Here is a 16,999-nt window from a genome sequence, read left to right as displayed (position 1 = left end):
ATCAGCGGCAAGCCGGACATTGCCGGAAAAGTCCGGCGCGAAGAGTCCTCCTGCCGCCGGCGACTTATTCGGTCGAGAGCAGATCCATAGTGTGCTGATCCATCATCTCCAGGGCCTTACCGCCACCCCGAGCCACACAGGTCAGCGGCTCTTCCGCCACAATGACCGGCAAACCGGTTTCCTGCGCCAGCAGCTTGTCGAGGTCACGCAGCAACGCACCACCACCGGTGAGAATCAAACCACGCTCAGCAATGTCAGATGCCAGCTCGGGCGGAGATTGCTCCAGCGCGCTTTTAACAGCCTGAACGATAGTCGCCAGAGACTCCTGCAAGGCTTCAAGCACCTCGTTGGAATTCAGGGTAAAGGCACGTGGCACGCCTTCCGCAAGGTTACGGCCGCGCACATCAACCTCGAGCACTTCGCCACCTGGGAAGGCAACACCGATTTCCTGCTTGATGCGCTCTGCGGTCGACTCACCGATCAGGCTGCCGTAGTTGCGACGCACATAGGTCACAATCGCTTCATCAAAACGGTCACCACCAACCCGCACAGACTCGGCATAAACGACGCCATTGAGCGAGATCAGCGCGATTTCGGTGGTACCACCGCCGATATCGACAACCATGGAGCCGCGCGCCTCTTCGACCGGCAAACCGGCACCAATGGCGGCAGCCATGGGCTCTTCAATCAGGTATACCTCACGCGCACCTGCGCCCAGCGCAGACTCACGAATGGCCCGACGCTCAACCTGAGTGGACTTGCAGGGCACGCAGATCAGCACGCGTGGGCTAGGCTGGATGAAGCTGTTTTCATGCACTTTGTTAATAAAGTACTGCAACATCTTCTCGCACACGCTGAAGTCGGCAATAACGCCATCCTTCATTGGACGGATAGCCTGAATGTTACCGGGCGTGCGGCCAAGCATGCGTTTGGCATCAGTACCGACAGCCACAACGCTTTTCTGATTACCGGCGGTGGTACGAATTGCCACAACCGATGGCTCGTCCAGTACAATACCGCGATCCCGAACGTAAATAAGCGTGTTGGCAGTGCCCAGGTCGATGGACAAATCACTGGAAAACATGCCACGAATTTTTTTGAACATGCGTTGAATATACCCCGAGGACGCGTGGGTTAATTAAAAGGAAGTACTGATAAATCACCTGCCCGCAGTCACACCAAAATGAAACGGTGGCAAAAGGCCCGGATGAATGGCCCAGAGAATAGGGTCCAACAGGTAACTGATCGGTACTTCTGAAAGTGTCGCAACTCTAACAACGGCGGGGTTTTTGGGCAAGGCACGACTGTGGTAAATTCGCGCCTTTGTCCGCAATTCCGCCTGGAAACCGCCTAAAGGCGCCCGTCGCCAGCAAAATACCGGATCATACCCGGCTACATGGAGCTCAATACATGTCCTTGGACCGCACAGATGTGGAAAAGATCGCTCATCTTGCAAGAATAGCGATAAGCGATGACGAGATACCCGCTACTACCGCCAAGCTGTCAGGCATTCTAGACCTGATCGACAAGATGCAGGCGGTGGACACCGACGGCGTCGCGCCCCTTGCTCATCCGCTGGAAACCACTCAGCGCCTGCGCCCGGACGCCGTAACCGAGAGCAATCACCGCGACGACTACCAAACCATCGCCCCGGCGACAGAATCAGGACTCTACCTGGTTCCCAAGGTCATCGAATAATCCTGCCGCGCCCAGACGAGAGACTACCCCATGCACGAGAAAACGCTGGCCGAACTGTCCCAGGCCCTGCAGAGCAAGACACTATCCAGTGTCGAGCTGACCCAGCACTACCTCACCCGCATTGAGCAGTTTGACGGTGAGCTGAACAGTTACATCACGGTATCGCCGGAACTGGCCCTGCGCCAGGCCGCAGCGGCCGATGAAGTTATCGCCAAAGGTGAAGCATCGGCACTAACCGGCATCCCACTGGCGCACAAGGACCTGTTTTGCACCCAGGGCCTGCGCACCAGCTGTGGCTCAAAGATGCTCGACAACTTCATCTCGCCCTACGAGTCGACCGTCACCCAACGCTTTATTGATGCTGGCGCTGTAACCCTGGGCAAGACCAACCTGGATGAGTTCGCCATGGGCTCCTCTACCGAGTCCAGCTTCTACGGCCCGACCCGCAACCCGTGGGATACTGAACGCGTGCCCGGCGGTTCCTCCGGCGGTTCCGCTGCTGCCATAGCAGCGCGTCTTTGCGCTGCGGCCACAGGGACCGATACCGGTGGCTCAATTCGCCAACCAGCCGGTTTTACCGCGTTGACTGGCCTAAAGCCAACCTACGGGCGCGTATCGCGCTGGGGCATGATTGCCTACGCATCCAGCCTTGACCAGGGCGGCCCTATGGCTCGCACGGCCGAAGACTGCGCACTGATGCTGCAGGTGATGGCGGGTTTTGATGAAAAAGACTCGACCAGCGTCGATCAACCGGTCGACAACTACAGCGCCAGCCTGAACGACTCGCTAAAGGGCCTGCGCATTGGTCTACCTAAAGAGTACTTCGCCAGCGGTCTTGACGCGGCTACTGCAGACGCCATTGATGCAGCGGTCAAACAATTCCAGGCACTAGGCGCCGAGGTGAAGGAAATCAGTCTGCCCAACGCCGAACTGGCGATCCCGGCCTACTACGTCATCGCGCCTGCTGAAGCGTCCTCCAACCTGTCGCGCTTTGACGGCGTGCGTTTTGGCTATCGCTGTGACAATCCGGCCGATCTGACCGATCTGTACAAACGCTCGCGCGGTGAAGGCTTTGGCGCGGAAGTAAAACGCCGCATCATGGTCGGCGCCTATGCGTTGTCAGCCGGCTATTACGATGCCTACTACATGCAGGCGCAGAAAATTCGCCGCCTGATCAAGAACGACTTCATGGCTGCCTACGAGCAGGTCGATGTCATTTTGTGCCCGACCTCACCAACGCCTGCCTTTAAAATTGGCGAGAAGATCGACGATCCAGTCAGTCTTTATCTAACCGACATTTACACCATTACCGCCAACCTCGCCGGTGTACCGGGCATTGCCCTGCCTGCCGGGTTTGCCAACGGTCTGCCGCTGGGCATGCAGTTACTTGGGCCCTATTTCAGCGAAGCCCGCCTGCTTAACATTGCGCATCAGTACCAGCAGGTCACTGATTGGCACCAACGCGCTCCGGCCGGTTACTGAGAGGATTGACAGCTATGCAATGGGAAATCGTCATCGGGCTGGAAATACACGCCCAGCTCACCACCGCGTCGAAGATCTTCTCCGGCAGTGCCACCGCCTTTGGTGCCGAGCCTAACACCCAGGCCAGCCTGATCGACCTGGGCATGCCCGGCACTCTGCCGGTGCTGAACGCCCAGGCCGTGCGCAAGGCCGTCAAATTCGGCCTGGCAATTGATGCCGAGATCGGCATGACCAACGTATTTGCGCGCAAAAACTATTTCTATCCGGATCTACCCAAGGGCTATCAGACCAGCCAGATGGATCACCCCATCGTCGGCAAGGGCTATCTCGACATCACCCTGGAAGACGGCACGGTAAAACGCGTTGGCGTCACCCGGGCGCACCTGGAAGAGGATGCCGGCAAGAGCCTGCACGAAGACTTTCAGGGCATGAGTGGCATCGACCTCAACCGCGCCGGCACCCCGCTCCTGGAAATCGTCTCAGAACCGGATATGCGCAGCGCCAAAGAAGCGGTCGCCTACGCCAAGACTATTCACTCACTGGTGCGCTACCTGGGCATTTGTGATGGCAATATGGCCGAAGGGTCGCTGCGTTGCGACTGCAACGTGTCTATCCGCCCTAAGGGTCAAGCCGAGTTTGGCACCCGCTGCGAGATCAAGAACGTCAACTCGTTCCGCTTTATCGAGAAGGCGATCAACACCGAAGTACAGCGCCAGATCGAGCTGATCGAGGACGGCGGCAAGGTGGTGCAGGAAACCCGCCTGTACGATCCAAACAAAGACGAAACCCGCTCCATGCGCAGCAAGGAAGAAGCCAACGATTACCGCTACTTCCCCTGCCCTGATCTATTGCCCGTGGTTTTGGAGCCAGCTTTCCTTGAGGAAGTACGGGCCGAGTTGCCTGAGCTGCCGCAACAAAAGCGCGAGCGCTTTGAAAGCGAGTTTGGCCTGTCAACTTACGATGCCAGCGTGCTGTCAGCGCAACGTGAACTGGCGGATTACTTCGAAGAAGTACAGCGCGTATGCGGTGACGCAAAACTGGCTGCCAACTGGGTGATGGGTGAACTGTCCAGCCTGCTAAACAAAGCCGACCTGGACATCGAGCAGTCTCCCGTCAGTGCGGCCCAACTGGGTGGCATGATCCTGCGCATCAAGGACAACACTATCTCCGGCAAGATTGCCAAGATGGTGTTTGAGGCACTGGCCAACGGTGAAGGTGACAGCGCCGACGTCATCATTGCAGCAAAGGGCTTGAAGCAGGTCACTGACAGCGGCGCCATTGAAGCTATGCTGGACGAAGTGCTGGCTACCAATGCCGAGCAAGTAGAGCAATACCGTGCGGCCGAAGAAGCCAAGCGCGGCAAAATGTTCGGCTTCTTCGTTGGTCAGGCAATGAAAGCCTCCAAAGGCAAAGCAAACCCGCAGCAGGTCAACGAGCTATTGCGCAAAAAACTGGATAGCTGAACCGATCAGGGGGTTACAGGGTCATAGGTCCTTGTACCCCCGACCCTATTCGAGGATCCAGCCATGCGCCAAGCAGCGCTTTGGATAGCCATATTGCTATTACTTTCGCTGAGAGGCGGCCCGGCCTTTGCTTACGCCGATCACCTTGAGAGCCAGGAGGGAGAGCAGTGGACGCAGGTAGGCAAGGCCTCCTACTACTCCTCCCGCCTGCATGGTCGACGTACCGCTAGCGGCGAACCCTACGACGAAACGGCGCTCACCGCAGCCCATCCGACACTCCCCTTCGGAACCTTGATCAAGGTTACCAATCTATACAACGACCGCAGCGTTGTGTTGCGGGTAAACGACCGCGGTCCATTTGTCGGCCATCGCGTTATTGATGTGTCACAGATAGCGGCTGAGCAACTTGGCATGATCCGCACAGGCAGCGTGCGCGTGCGGGTCGAATACTATAACGATGAAGACGAAGCAGAGGAGCAATCAGTAGACTGACCCTGCGCTTATTCTCATAAGGAGGATGGCGAAGTCCTGCTCATCACTATACTGATGACAGGCTCGGCGCTAGCCGACCCGGTCGCCGCGGAGAATTGGCGACCTGAATTCGAAGAAGGAGCCGTTCATGACAGAAGCCAAATCCGGCTGGCGCTCGACCATTCTGGTCCCCGTATTCGCGCCTGCCGTCATCGTCACCTTACTACTGGTAATAGGTACCATAAGTAGCCCAGAGCTAGCCGGCGACGTTTTTTCCGTCACACTGGCTTACATCACCGAAACCTTTGGCTGGTTTTACATGTTGGCCGTGGCCAGTTTCCTGCTGTTCATCGTGATCGTTGCCTGCAGCAGCTGGGGCAATATCAAGCTGGGCCCGGACCACGCCGCGCCGCAATACAGCTTTCCAGCCTGGTTTGCCATGCTGTTCTCAGCAGGCTACGGCATCGCGCTACTTTTCTTTGGCGTTGCTGAACCAGTAACCCACTTCGCCAATCCCCCCGCAGGCACGGCCGAAACACTGGATGCTGCCAAGCAGGCGATGCAAATTGCCTTCTTTCACTGGGGCTTTCATATCTGGGCCATCTATGGCCTGGTTGGCCTGGTACTGGCGTACTTTTCCTTCCGTCACGGTCTGCCGTTATCAATGCGTTCTGCGCTTTACCCTTTAATCGGCGACAAAATTTATGGCCCGATCGGTCACACCGTCGACGTGGTCGCTATCCTTGGCACGCTCTTTGGTATCGCCACCACACTGGGTTTGTCCGTTGCGCAGATCAACGCAGGGCTGCACTACCTGTGGCCGAGCATCCCCATCAGCAATACTGTTCAGGTTATTACTATTGCGGCAGTTACTGCCCTGGCCTTGATCTCAGTCGTCGCAGGCCTGGACAAGGGTGTTAAGAACCTGTCGATTCTCAACATGGTACTGGCCGTTGCCCTGATGCTGTTCGTGTTCCTGGTGGGTCCATCGATCTTTATTCTGGAAGCTTTCCTGCAAAATACCGGCAGCTACCTGAATAATATTGTCGAGCGTACCTTCAACCTGCAGGCCTACACCCACAGCGACTGGATCGGCAACTGGACCCTCTTTATCTTTGGCTGGACCATTGCCTGGGCACCATTTGTTGGCCTGTTTATCGCCAAAATCAGCCGCGGCCGCACCATCCGCCAATTTGTATTCGGCGTCATGCTGGTGCCAACGATCTTTACCTTTATGTGGTTTTCAGTGTTCGGTGATACCGCCCTGCACCTGATCATGAACGAAGGCTATACCGCGCTGATCACCGAGGTGCAGAACGACAAAGCGATAGCGCTGTTCAAGCTCTTTGAACACTTACCGCTGACGTCTATCGTCTCCTTTATCACGGTTATCCTGATCGTCACGTTCTTCGTCACCTCTTCGGACTCCGGGTCCCTGGTTATCGACTCGCTCGCTTCAGGCGGCCTGATGCATACACCTGCACTACAGCGAGCGTTCTGGGCCATCCTCGAAGGTGTGGTTGCCGCGGTACTGCTGATGGCGGGCGGCCTGAGTGCGCTGCAAACCATGACCATCGTTACGGCCCTGCCTTTTGCCATCATCATGATCATCGCCATGTTGGGGATGTGGCGGGCCCTGGTCATCGAGGGGCATCGTGATGTCAGTCTGCTGCATCATATGCAGGTCAGCCGCTATAGCGAAGACAGTCTGGCGGCGAACTGGAAAAAACGTCTGGCGGGGATCGTCAACTTTCCCGATCGTAATGACGTAGAAGGGTTCATCGACAAAACGGTAATGCCGGGAATGCAGCGCCTGAGCCAAAGTCTGATTGAGCAAGGCTGGCCAGCGGAGGCCAAACTCGACACCGAGCATGGCCGCGCTTATCTGGAGATCAACAAACCTGATCAGTTGGACTTTATCTACGAGGTGCGCCTGCGCGAGTACAGCCGCCCAACGTTTGCCTATCCTGAAATGCAACGCGAGGGAGAAAACGATCAGTACTATTATCGCGCCGAAGTCTTCCTGCGCCGCGGTGGCCAGACGTACGATGTTTACGGCTATGACGAGCAGGAAATCATCGGCGACATACTCGATCACTTCGAGAAGTATCTGCACTTCCTGCATATTTCTCCGGGTGTACTGCCCTGGAATATGACAGAGCATGACGAGATGCTGCAGGACGAGCCACCGGCACCTGCCAGCTAGGGCGCATCCAGCCACAAAAAAACCAGCCCGCAGGCTGGTTTTTTTGTGGCCTTGAATAACTACTGCTGAAGAATCTGAATCAGCTGTTGATCCTGAAAAACGCGAGTCAAGGCATCACTCATCACATCCGTCACCATTTTGGTATTAGTTGCCTGATTAGGTGCATAACCAAAACGCTGCTGCAACGATGAGCTGTAACGCCCCTGGTAGTTCTTGTTCATATTGCGCGCCTCGGCCGTAAAGGTGGCACTCAAGTCGGCCTGGGTAACATAGGCAGTGCCTTTCGGCGACTGATACGTCATGTCGCTCAAACCAACCGTAAGATGATTCGCGTTTGGCGTACCCTCAGGCACGACATTGAAGCCCAGCTGACGCACGCCCTGCTCTACCTGCTGACGCACCGCATTGATCGTGTTGTCACTCAGGGTAATGCTGCTGGAGTCAGGGTAAATGCCACCGCGAGTGCCTAGAATCTTTGATTGACGCACATCCTGAACTGTCACCACCACTGGCTGCTGTCGCGCCACTGAATTGAGCGGCTTGTTAATCTGTGGCTGCACATTGAGCTGCTGAGGGCTGTGGGCGCAGCCCACCAAGCCAATGGTAACCATAGCCAACATAAAAATACCTGCACGCTTGAGCATAACGCGGGACTCCTGCCGTTAAATCAAAAGGGGATAATAAAAAGATACTTGAAACCTTCGACAGGCGCAGCATACGCCGGTTCCCAGCGCGGAAACAGCTGCCTGAGCTGTCATAAAGCTGCAATGGCGGCTACCTAGACTAGGTACAAACACACAGCGGAGGACACTCCATGTTTGGCTTAAGCCTGCTTCTGCGTCGTCAACGCCAATACTATGCTCAACTGGATCAACGCGGTCGCTGTGTCGCACTGTGGGAGCTGAAGCGAGCCCCTGCCGGTGACAACTGGGCTCGCGTTACTGAAATCAACTTTCGCTGGATTGGCGCACCGCTACCCCGTCATGCATTGTTGCCAGCACAGACGGTTACGAGCAGTCAGCGCTGGCCTCTACAGCACATCTAGATTCAGCGTGCGCCTGCCGCTTCCAACACCGCAACATAATCTTCACTCTGAGCATGATTTTTAGCCGTCTGCAAGAAAGTGCGGCCCTGCTCATCAGTGGCGTTGAGATCAAAGCCTTCCGCCTTGAACATCACTAGAAAACGCTCGAAGTCCTCAACCCGCAAGCCGCGATAAGCGCGCACCAGTACATGCAGATCCGCCGACTCATCCGCATAAGGCCGAGCCTGCAGAAAGACTGCCACCTGCTCATCGGTCATCGGCTCGCCAATCACTTTTTCTTTATCTTTACGCATAACAATTCCTCATTGGCAGGCTGGAAAGCAGGCATTGTAACCACCCGGACCGATGCTCACCAGCGCAGTATTATCAGGGTCGCGCTACCTGAGCCGCGGAATGAATATCACCCCAAATCAGGCCATTGCCGTAAAAGCGAGCCTGCACGTACTCCGCGCCGGGGCTTTCCAGCTGCTGCAAAAGTAGCGGCAGCATCGACTCGGGATACATAAGCATCAGTGTCTGGCTACGGCCATCCAGCTGCGCCGGACGCAAGGTTACCCCTGGCGGCACAAAGCTCACTTGCGCTCGCGTAATCGCAGCGCCTGGCAGCAACGACCGCCCCTGCAGAAACAATAAACTGCTCGCCTCTGGCGTAGAAGAAACAACGCCTGGACGCTGTTCAGTGGCAAACAAAACCCGATACTGCTCTACCTGAAAGAGTATTTGCTCAGGCTTGTCCTGCCGTAGGCTGTAAACATCTGCCGGCATGTATTCATCATGCGGCAGCGTCACCGGAGCTGCTAACGTATAGCAGCTGATAATAGCCAGCGCGATCAATACGCACAGACGCATGTTGTCAGTGCCCCTTTAGCGCGAAGATACCCGCCGCGTTACGCCAGTACCCCTTGTAATCGAGACCGTAACCAAAGATATAGCGGTCTTCGACATCCAGCCCGGTAAAGTCGGCCCGCATACCGGCGTAGGCTTTACGATCATGCTGCTTGTCGAGCAGCACCGCGGTGAAGACCTTGTCCGCGCCTGCATCGCGGCAATACTCAACGATAGCTGCCAGAGTGTGGCCCTCATCCAGAATGTCATCGACGATCAATACCGTGCGCCCGACCAGCGAATGCTCCGCGCGCGCCTTCCAGAACAGCTCACCACCGGACAGTTTGTTGCGATAACGGGTCGCATGCAGATAGCTGACTTCCATCGGGAAAGGCAACTTGGGCAACAGCTTTCCAGTAATGATCAAACCACCGTTCATAACGCTGTAGACAATCGGGTTACTGTCCACCAGGCGGTCGCAAATATCAGCAGCCAGACTGTCTAGCGCGGCCTCTACCTGAGCCTCGGTGAACAGGCAATCCGCCTCGGCCATGACCTGTTTAATGTGTTGCAGATCTGCCGACATGCAGAACCTCCAGAGCTGGATGATAAGAAAGGGGGCGAAAAATACTGATGTTGCGTGCGATGCGCAAGTATAACGGAGCTTTTGCGGAAGATGACCGCTTGTTCACATTCGTTTAGTCTATAGCAGTATTTTTCCACGCCCGCTTGACGCCAGCACGAGAGAGCCCCTAATGAATGTCAAAGAAATCCGTCATCCTCTGATCCGCCACAAACTGGGCCTGATGCGCCGCGACGAAATCAGCACCAAGAATTTCCGCGAGCTGGCCCAGGAAGTCGCCGCGCTACTGACCTATGAAGCCACGCAAGACATGCTGGTTGAAACGCATACCATTCAGGGCTGGTGTGGCGACGTTCAGGTCGAAAAACTGAGCGGTAAAAAAGTCACCGTGGTGCCCATCCTGCGCGCTGGCCTGGGCATGCTCGACGGTGTACTCAGCCTTATCCCCAGTGCCAAGGTCAGCGTCATCGGTCTGGCTCGTAATGAGGAAACCCTGGAAGCCGATACCTATCTGGAAAAGTTGGTAGGCGAACTGAACCAGCGTACCGCACTCATCATCGATCCTATGCTGGCTACCGGCGGCTCGATGATCGCTACCATCGACATGTTGAAGAAGGCCGGGGCTCGCGAGATTCGCGCGTTGGTGCTGGTTGCCGCACCCGAGGGCATTGAACGTGTCAACGCAGCCCACCCTGACGTGGAAATCTATACCGCCTCGGTGGATCAGCGCTTGAACGAGCAGGGCTATATCATTCCCGGCCTCGGTGATGCCGGCGATAAGATCTTCGGTACCAAGCAGAAGGATATCGTTTGATGGAGGGCGTTCAGACTCACGGCTGGCGCACTGCGCTAGCTGGCTCGCAAATGCTGTTTGTCGCCTTTGGTGCCCTGGTACTGATGCCATTGATCACCAGTATGGACCCCAGCGTGGCACTGTTCACAGCGGGTATCGGCACGCTGATTTTTCAGTTCACCACGCGCCGCCAGATCCCGATTTTTCTCGCCTCCAGTTTCGCTTTCATCGCCCCTATTCTTTACAGCAACCAGACCTGGGGCTTGCCCGCCACCCTCGGCGGGCTGCTCGCTGCCGGCATTACCTATATTTTGCTGAGTCTGGTAATTCGCTGGCGGGGGCCCGGCTTTATTCAACGTCTGCTGCCGCCAGTGGTAGTAGGTCCGGTCATCATGGTGATCGGCTTGGGGCTGGCCTCAGTGGCCGTCAACATGGCAACGGGGAAATCGGGCGACGGCAGTCAACAGCTGGTCGATACCAACCTGGCGCTGATCATCTCAATGGCGTCCCTGGCAACTACCATTTTTGTCGCTGTGTACGCGAAAGGACTGTTCCGCCTGGTCCCCATCCTCGCGGGCGTGATCGTCGGCTATGGGCTCTCCTGGATACTGGGTGTAACCAGCCTGGATAGTGTAACTACCGCGCCCTGGCTGGCGGTTCCCGAGTTTGTTACCCCCGAGTTCAAGCTGGCCGCCATACTTTTCATGATCCCGGTAGCCATTGCACCGGCCATCGAGCATATCGGCGATGTGCTGGCGATTGGTGGCGTGACGGGCAAGGATTACCTGCAAAAGCCTGGCCTGCAGAACACCCTGCTGGGTGACGGTCTCGCCACGTCCGCTGCTGCCCTCTTTGGCGGCCCACCTAATACCACCTACTCGGAAGTGACCGGCGCAGTGATGCTGACTCGTAACTTCAATCCCAACGTAATGATCTGGGCGGCGGTATTCGCTATCGGTTTGTCTTTTGTCGACAAATTCGGCGCCGTACTGCTGAGCATGCCGGTTCCTGTCATGGGCGGCATTCTCTGCCTGCTGTTCGGCTCAATCGCGGTCGTAGGCATGAACACCCTGATCCGTCAGCAGGTCGACCTGTCACAAGCGCGCAACCTGTGCATCGTGTCCGTGACCCTGGTATTCGGTATTGGCGGTATGGCGATTGGCAACGACAGCCTGAGCCTGCAGGGTATCAGTCTGTGCGGCGTAGTCGCGATTATCCTGAACCTGGTACTGCCCGCAGACAAAGGCCAGGCAGAGCTGACCAAGTAACCGCTGTCAACGGCGCCAGCAGCGCGGGTCTGCTGGCGTGCGTTGCCCCATCTGATTAATGCGATAGTTAGCACAGACATCATCCGCCATAGGCCCCCCAGCCACTGCAGTGGCTCGCAGTTCGTAACGCTGCTTTTCATGCGTCAGACTCAAGCGATACACCGGCTTACCGTTAACCGGGCTCTGCTTGGCCAAGCCCTCGACTGTCCCCTCAGCGTAGTTACCCTGGCGAGCAAAGTGTCGCTCCATTCGGTGCGCATTCTGTAACAGCAATCCGGTCACTTCAGCTCGATGTACTTTGCGTACATGCTCTACATAGGACGGGTAAGCGATAGCCGATAAAATGCCAACGATCACCAGAGCTACCAGCAACTCGATCAGGGTAAAACCCCGAGAAACGCTCGGTGAGAGCGGCGTCATAGTAGCTGCCGCCACAAAATCCGCTGAAACAGGCAGTGCGACTGACCCTGAACTGCGGCAGTGTTATCCGAACCCTGCACCAGGTAGAGCTCTGGGTTGCAATCGGTTTGCGCCTTACTGCCTGCACGGACGGGTAAATCCAATGGGCTCAACTCCCCCGGCAGCCCTATATCCAGACTGACACCCGCTATCGGTTGGTCCTGACCATCGACATGCCCGTCGCCATCAGAGTCCATGATCGCAACCGACAGCATCGCGCCTGTATCCAGCGCCAATGACATCAGCCAACCTCCCGCCTGGCTAACGCAGGGGTCGCTGCCATCGCCCAGGACAAAGCCGCTACTGAACAATACGCGCGAATCTTTAATACGCGCCGTACGGGTGACCTTTTCACCACGCCCAGGCAAGCTTAGATACCAACCATACTGGTGCGACCAGTCCACCGACGCGGCAGAAGACAGACGAACAGTGGCGTCCGACACGCCTGCTGGCTGCTCAGTCAATATACGTTGTTGCTGCAAATGCCCGGGCGTCAGCCCACCGCTTGGCGGTGAGGCCGCGTCCAATACCGCATAGAAAGACTGGGGCTGGATATCAATGAGATCCTGCGACTGCAAAAACTGGCCCGTTCCAAACAGCAGCAAATCGCCTAACGCCGCAGCACTCGAGTGCAGTAAAGGTGCAACACTGATGGGCTGATCATCGGCCGCGGTAAACAGTGGCGATCCCCCATGCGCAACCGACCAATGCCGGTAATCAGCATCACTCAGATCAAACTTCCACAACTGACCGTGTTGGTCACCGGCAAAGGCGGCAGTGAGTCGCCCCTGCTCATCGCGTTGCAGGGTCAAACCGGCCAGGCCGTTTTCCCTGGCCACACCTGCTCGATCACTGACTGCAATGCTGCGCAGCAGCTGCCCACTGGTCGCATCAATGACCAGCAGCTCTGCCAGTGCGCGCTCGCTGCCGTAACCGTTTCCCGTCAGCAGCAACGCTCTCCCGCCCGCATTAACCAGCTGCGGTTCGGCGTATACATACCCAAGGCTATCCCAACCAGGCTGATTGGCATTCACCTCCCAAAGTACCCGAGGTTGAGCAACGGTGCGCCCCGGGGCCAAGACCTCGAGGGCAAACAGGCCTTTACCACCCGCACCCAGACCACTGGCCGCCAGGGTTGCCCAACCGCCCGATAGCTCAATATCCGCCAGGCTAATGCGTCCATCTACACCACTGAGGTGAGGCTGACTCCGACCATAGTCCGCGCGCGCCCAATCGCCTACGCGTGGATGCAAAGTGGCGGGCAGATAAGCGTATGCCTGACGACCGCCAGTATCAAAGATACGCAAGAAGCCATCATTGGCGCCGACCATAATAAGCTCCTGCATGGTCTGTCGTTTCGCCAGGTGTTGCCGGTATTGATCACTTGCCACGCCGATAGACGGTACCTGCGATAACAGCACTGGCGCGGAGTTGATTATGTCGCCCAACTGATGACGGCGGGAGCGCAAGCCGTCAACACGTTCACCACGAGCCCAATCGAGCAGCCGCTGCCCAGCATCCACACCCTCAAGGCCCAGCGCGCTGGCAGCGGCGTGCAGCTGGTTTTGTTGATCAAGGTTAAACCGCTGGAAAGCACTAGTATCCAGCGATACAGGCGACCCGGACTGAGACCCTTCGCCCCAGCGCCAGCTTTGCAAAACACCCACAGTCTGACCCGGAGGCAGCGTCTGATCGGTGCTCCATAATAAGCGCGACGGCAAGCCTTGCTGGTCCAAAACGGATGCCTGCAGACTGCCGCTCCAGTCTGCAGGATCGTATCGGGTGTGGTAATAGCGACTGCTGCCCGCCTGCAAAACGCTGCCCGCTACGACAGCACCCGCGCCCGAACCGGATGATGAGCTGACCTCAAGCAGGGCACTTGCCATGGCTGATGGCAGCTCTTGTGCATCGTCGAGCGAGAAATAGCGGCCTCCTCCAGCCCTTGCGGCGGAGTCAAGGCGCTGGTCTTCTTTGTTGAATCCCACAATGTAGGTTTGCATGGACTGGCGCATAAAGGCGGGATCATCCCAGCTCTTGCCTGCAGCATCCGTAGAGGCGCCGCGCCCGTTCTGGCGGAGGTCGATATCATGGGCAAAGGCGGCGATATCATCCAGATAGAAGCTACTGCCCTCCGCCATCGGACTACTCCCATCGAGGTCGCCTAGCGGATCCTGATCCCAGTCTGGCAAGTGAAAGCCAGCACTCTGTTCTGGACGTCTGCCGTCAGGGTCCTGCGCCAGACCCCGCGGAAATTCTCGATCATAGGTAGGCAGGCCACTGCCGAGGATGAGCCCGGCGGTGCGCTGGCAACGATACTCAATCGGGCTCTCAAACTGCTCCCGCTCCAATTCGCCGCGCGACTGCGGATAAAACGCACGCATACCGCGCAGATAACGGGTTACCTCGTAGTGGGTTTCTGCCAGCGGCGCCCAGGTCCAGGCGTCGCGATTATCGCCCGTGTGCGGCTCCAGCTTGTCCATTGCAGCATTTAGCCGCTGCCAATGCTGCCGCCCTGCCACAGAGTCCGCGTCAATGCTGTCAACAGGGACCAGTAGCTCGCCACCGGGCGCATCACGCGTACTGTCGCCACTGCCTTCGGTAGCGCGAAAAGAAAACAGACCAAAACGCAGGTGCCGATACTCGGACATAACCTGCCGCGCGGTGCGTCGCGCCAGATCCAATCGGGTTTCATTGCCGATCTTGTTCAAGACCATACTGGTCGAGTTATCCAGCACCAGCACCACATTCGCCGGTACCTGAGGCACTGCAGCAATAGGCCCGCTGATGGGCGTGAAAGCGTGCGCGCCAGCGACTATAAAACTCCCCAGCCCTGTCATGAGTAGCCGCAACCAACCGCGATTAAAGACGCGTATGCGCATAGGTGGCCTCCAGCACAGTGCGGCTGGTGCCGCTTAAACTCAACACCGAAAGGCGATACAGCATGCTGGGCGAGCTGACAGCGACACGAACCGGAATGGTGCTTTTGCCGATACGCTCAAGGCGGTACCAAAGCTGTACATCACCACTGCGCAGCTTACTGCCCTCACTGATGGGCAAGGGTTGCCAACCGGCCATGGAGCCAACTGTTATCTCAGCTGGCACAATGGCCGACGCACACGACGCCAGCTCACAACGCCGGGTCGGCAGCGGTAGGGCACTAATACGAATCTGCTGTTCAACCCAGCGTATACCGGCCTCGGCGGCTTGAAAGCTCAAGTTACGCTGCTGCAAATTGGCCACCATCCTTTCCTGACTGGCAGCCGAACCAACTCCCGCTAGCGCCGCCAGTGACATCAGCAGCAAAAAAACCAAACTCACCAGTAGCACCGCGCCACGCTGACGCTGCTTCCAATAGCACAGCATTTGAGTCCTCCCTGTTCACTCTATCCTGTTACGTATTGCCGTTACCTGCACATAACGCTGGGCTTGCAGCCCCCTCTGATTAGCTTCGCCAGGACGTTCGCTAAGCACCATTGCCAGGCGGACACTGCGGATACGTTCGGCGTCAGCGGCTGCCACAGAACTGGCGTAGGCACCCACATCAGGCGCCTGCGCCGCCATACCAAAGCTCAGTTCAAAACTGGCTACGCCTTCAATCAAGGTCTCAAAATTACCGCGCCCATTGCTGCGTACCTGGATTCGCTGCCCCTGTTGCCGGTATTCCAGCAGGCGTAGAGGGATCAGCATGTCGTCAGGGCCGACGGTAACCGGTGTATCCGCCTCTAGCACCTGCGCCCGATTCAGACAATTGCTGACCAGCAGCCACCGAGCGCCGAAGCTATCGGCAGAAACTTGCTGCCCCGTGGCAGTAGCAGCCAACAGTGGTTGCGCGCTGACCAGGCGCAGTACGCCGCCCTGATAGGCTACTGGCACAGACACCTGTGGCGGCACGGCCGCGCGCTGAGCGGCCGGTAAACGGCGCAGATCAAGACAACCTAGCTGGCCCGCCTGGCGAATATCCTGTGCCATACGACTTAACAGAAAACGCGCATTTTCCTGCATCGCAGCGGAGCGCTGCTGCAAAACAAAGCTCTCTTTGGTTGCGAGAAAAACGTCCAGCACTCCCAGGGTCAGCATCAACCCTAATGCCATGGCAATCAGCAACTCGACCAGACTGAAGCCTCGATTCAGTCGAATATCAACCGTCGTCATGGCGACACACCAATCAGCGCAGACAACTCAAGCTCGGCATCCTGGGCATCTGCAAACTGGCGGTCCTCAGACCAACTCAGACGCACCAGCGCTACTCCATTCTTGACCGTCAGCCAGGCACGGCCGTCTGGCAGCTCACAGGCTACAGCGCGGGAAAAGTCGATTTTGTCCTGCTCGATAATGCTGCCAGCGATCGGTGCCAACTGAAGGGATTGGCCCTCCAGACAAGGCGATGCAACCGTCAGGTTGTAGTCGGAGAGCTGCCCCGGGCTGGCCCGCATACGCTCGAGCATGTCCTGAGCCAGCACGTTGGCCTGGGTCGCGTACAGCGCGCCGGAGTGATAACGCAGCGCGTTGAGCTGCAGCGACGCGGCACCGAGAATACCGAGTGCAAGCACCAGCACTGCTATCAGCACTTCCAGCAGAGAGAAGCCGCCTGAGTGGGCGGACTGGGGATAAGCAGCAGGCATATTCAGCGTTCCCGTATCCATGGGAATTAGCCGGGACAGCTGAACCACGGCAAGGGTTATCCTTTACTGGAAACCACCCTAGTG

General features: G+C 57.3%; 18 protein-coding genes. 8 read left to right on the top strand and 10 right to left on the bottom strand.

The window, feature by feature from the left end:
* Nucleotides 1-64 precede the first annotated feature (64 nt).
* Nucleotides 65-1,105 carry a rod shape-determining protein MreB gene (gene mreB / locus H4J77_RS12295; RefSeq protein ID WP_123889103.1) on the bottom strand — a complete coding sequence of 347 codons (1,041 nt, stop codon included), beginning with the start codon at nt 1,103-1,105 and terminating at the stop codon, nt 65-67.
* Between the two features lie 305 nt (nt 1,106-1,410).
* Between mreB and gatC the strand changes: the two genes are divergently transcribed.
* The 5 genes from gatC (at nt 1,411) to H4J77_RS12270 (ending at nt 7,320) form a co-directional block, all read left to right on the top strand.
* On the top strand, nt 1,411-1,698 hold the full coding sequence (gatC, locus tag H4J77_RS12290; protein ID WP_123889102.1) for an Asp-tRNA(Asn)/Glu-tRNA(Gln) amidotransferase subunit GatC: 288 nt from the start codon (nt 1,411-1,413) through the stop codon (nt 1,696-1,698).
* Nucleotides 1,699-1,728: 30 nt separating this feature from the next.
* Nucleotides 1,729-3,180, top strand: a complete 1,452-nt coding sequence (gene gatA / locus H4J77_RS12285; RefSeq protein WP_182248579.1) for an Asp-tRNA(Asn)/Glu-tRNA(Gln) amidotransferase subunit GatA — start codon at nt 1,729-1,731, stop codon at nt 3,178-3,180.
* 14 nt (nt 3,181-3,194) lie between these two features.
* Complete coding sequence (gatB, locus tag H4J77_RS12280) at nt 3,195-4,643, top strand: Asp-tRNA(Asn)/Glu-tRNA(Gln) amidotransferase subunit GatB (RefSeq protein WP_123889100.1); 1,449 nt, start codon at nt 3,195-3,197, stop codon at nt 4,641-4,643.
* Between the two features lie 63 nt (nt 4,644-4,706).
* Nucleotides 4,707-5,135 (top strand): septal ring lytic transglycosylase RlpA family protein, encoded by a 429-nt coding sequence (locus tag H4J77_RS12275; protein ID WP_123889099.1) that lies wholly within the window; start codon nt 4,707-4,709, stop codon nt 5,133-5,135.
* Nucleotides 5,136-5,262: 127 nt separating this feature from the next.
* Nucleotides 5,263-7,320, top strand: coding sequence for a BCCT family transporter (locus H4J77_RS12270; RefSeq protein WP_182248577.1), 2,058 nt, complete (start codon nt 5,263-5,265; stop codon nt 7,318-7,320).
* 59 nt (nt 7,321-7,379) lie between these two features.
* Here H4J77_RS12270 and H4J77_RS12265 read toward each other — a convergent pair whose 3' ends face one another.
* Nucleotides 7,380-7,964, bottom strand: coding sequence for a YajG family lipoprotein (locus H4J77_RS12265; RefSeq protein WP_123889097.1), 585 nt, complete (start codon nt 7,962-7,964; stop codon nt 7,380-7,382).
* Nucleotides 7,965-8,134: 170 nt separating this feature from the next.
* Here H4J77_RS12265 and H4J77_RS12260 point away from each other — a divergent pair, with 170 nt between their 5' ends.
* Nucleotides 8,135-8,365, top strand: a complete 231-nt coding sequence (locus H4J77_RS12260) for a hypothetical protein (protein ID WP_123889096.1) — start codon at nt 8,135-8,137, stop codon at nt 8,363-8,365.
* A 2-nt stretch (nt 8,366-8,367) separates the two neighbouring features.
* On the opposite strand, the gene H4J77_RS12255 is transcribed toward H4J77_RS12260, so the two are convergent.
* The 3 genes from H4J77_RS12255 to H4J77_RS12245 form a co-directional block, all read right to left on the bottom strand.
* Nucleotides 8,368-8,658: a PA4642 family protein gene (locus H4J77_RS12255; RefSeq protein WP_123889095.1), complete on the bottom strand. Its 291-nt coding sequence runs from the start codon at nt 8,656-8,658 to the stop codon at nt 8,368-8,370.
* A gap of 73 nt (nt 8,659-8,731) precedes the next feature.
* Entirely contained in the window at nt 8,732-9,214 is a 483-nt protein-coding gene (locus H4J77_RS12250) for a hypothetical protein (RefSeq protein ID WP_123889094.1), read from the bottom strand.
* A gap of 4 nt (nt 9,215-9,218) precedes the next feature.
* The gene (locus tag H4J77_RS12245) at nt 9,219-9,776 is read right to left on the bottom strand and encodes a hypoxanthine-guanine phosphoribosyltransferase (protein ID WP_182248575.1); all 558 of its coding nucleotides are present in this window, start codon (nt 9,774-9,776) and stop codon (nt 9,219-9,221) included.
* Nucleotides 9,777-9,945: 169 nt separating this feature from the next.
* On the opposite strand from H4J77_RS12245, the gene upp reads away from it, so the two are divergent.
* Both upp and H4J77_RS12235 read left to right on the top strand, forming a co-directional pair.
* On the top strand, nt 9,946-10,587 hold the full coding sequence (gene upp / locus H4J77_RS12240) for a uracil phosphoribosyltransferase (protein ID WP_123889092.1): 642 nt from the start codon (nt 9,946-9,948) through the stop codon (nt 10,585-10,587).
* A complete protein-coding gene (locus tag H4J77_RS12235) occupies nt 10,587-11,834 on the top strand; it encodes a uracil-xanthine permease family protein (RefSeq protein ID WP_182248573.1) in 1,248 nt (415 codons plus the stop codon). Before upp ends, H4J77_RS12235 begins: the two co-directional genes overlap by 1 nt.
* A gap of 6 nt (nt 11,835-11,840) precedes the next feature.
* Here H4J77_RS12235 and H4J77_RS12230 read toward each other — a convergent pair whose 3' ends face one another.
* Genes H4J77_RS12230 through pilV form a run of 5 tightly spaced genes read right to left on the bottom strand, consistent with a single transcriptional unit; the run spans nt 11,841 to nt 16,936 of the window.
* Nucleotides 11,841-12,254, bottom strand: a complete 414-nt coding sequence (locus tag H4J77_RS12230) for a type IV pilin protein (protein ID WP_182248571.1) — start codon at nt 12,252-12,254, stop codon at nt 11,841-11,843.
* On the bottom strand, nt 12,251-15,172 hold the full coding sequence (locus tag H4J77_RS12225) for a PilC/PilY family type IV pilus protein (RefSeq protein WP_182248569.1): 2,922 nt from the start codon (nt 15,170-15,172) through the stop codon (nt 12,251-12,253). The genes H4J77_RS12230 and H4J77_RS12225 overlap by 4 nt, the downstream gene beginning before the upstream one ends.
* On the bottom strand, nt 15,153-15,656 hold the full coding sequence (locus H4J77_RS12220) for a PilX N-terminal domain-containing pilus assembly protein (RefSeq protein ID WP_182248568.1): 504 nt from the start codon (nt 15,654-15,656) through the stop codon (nt 15,153-15,155). The genes H4J77_RS12225 and H4J77_RS12220 overlap by 20 nt, the downstream gene beginning before the upstream one ends.
* Nucleotides 15,657-15,671: 15 nt before the next feature.
* On the bottom strand, nt 15,672-16,445 hold the full coding sequence (locus H4J77_RS12215) for a PilW family protein (RefSeq protein ID WP_182248566.1): 774 nt from the start codon (nt 16,443-16,445) through the stop codon (nt 15,672-15,674).
* Complete coding sequence (gene pilV / locus H4J77_RS12210) at nt 16,442-16,936, bottom strand: type IV pilus modification protein PilV (RefSeq protein ID WP_182248564.1); 495 nt, start codon at nt 16,934-16,936, stop codon at nt 16,442-16,444. The genes H4J77_RS12215 and pilV overlap by 4 nt, the downstream gene beginning before the upstream one ends.
* Between the last annotated feature and the right edge of the window lie 63 nt (nt 16,937-16,999).

It is taken from the genome of Pseudomonas sp. 5Ae-yellow (assembly GCF_014077575.1).
GTDB classification, from domain to species: Bacteria; Pseudomonadota; Gammaproteobacteria; order Pseudomonadales; family Pseudomonadaceae; genus Halopseudomonas; species Halopseudomonas neustonica.
The sequence above is the reverse complement of the archived record's forward strand: the minus strand, read 5'-3'. Positions and strand labels throughout refer to the sequence as shown.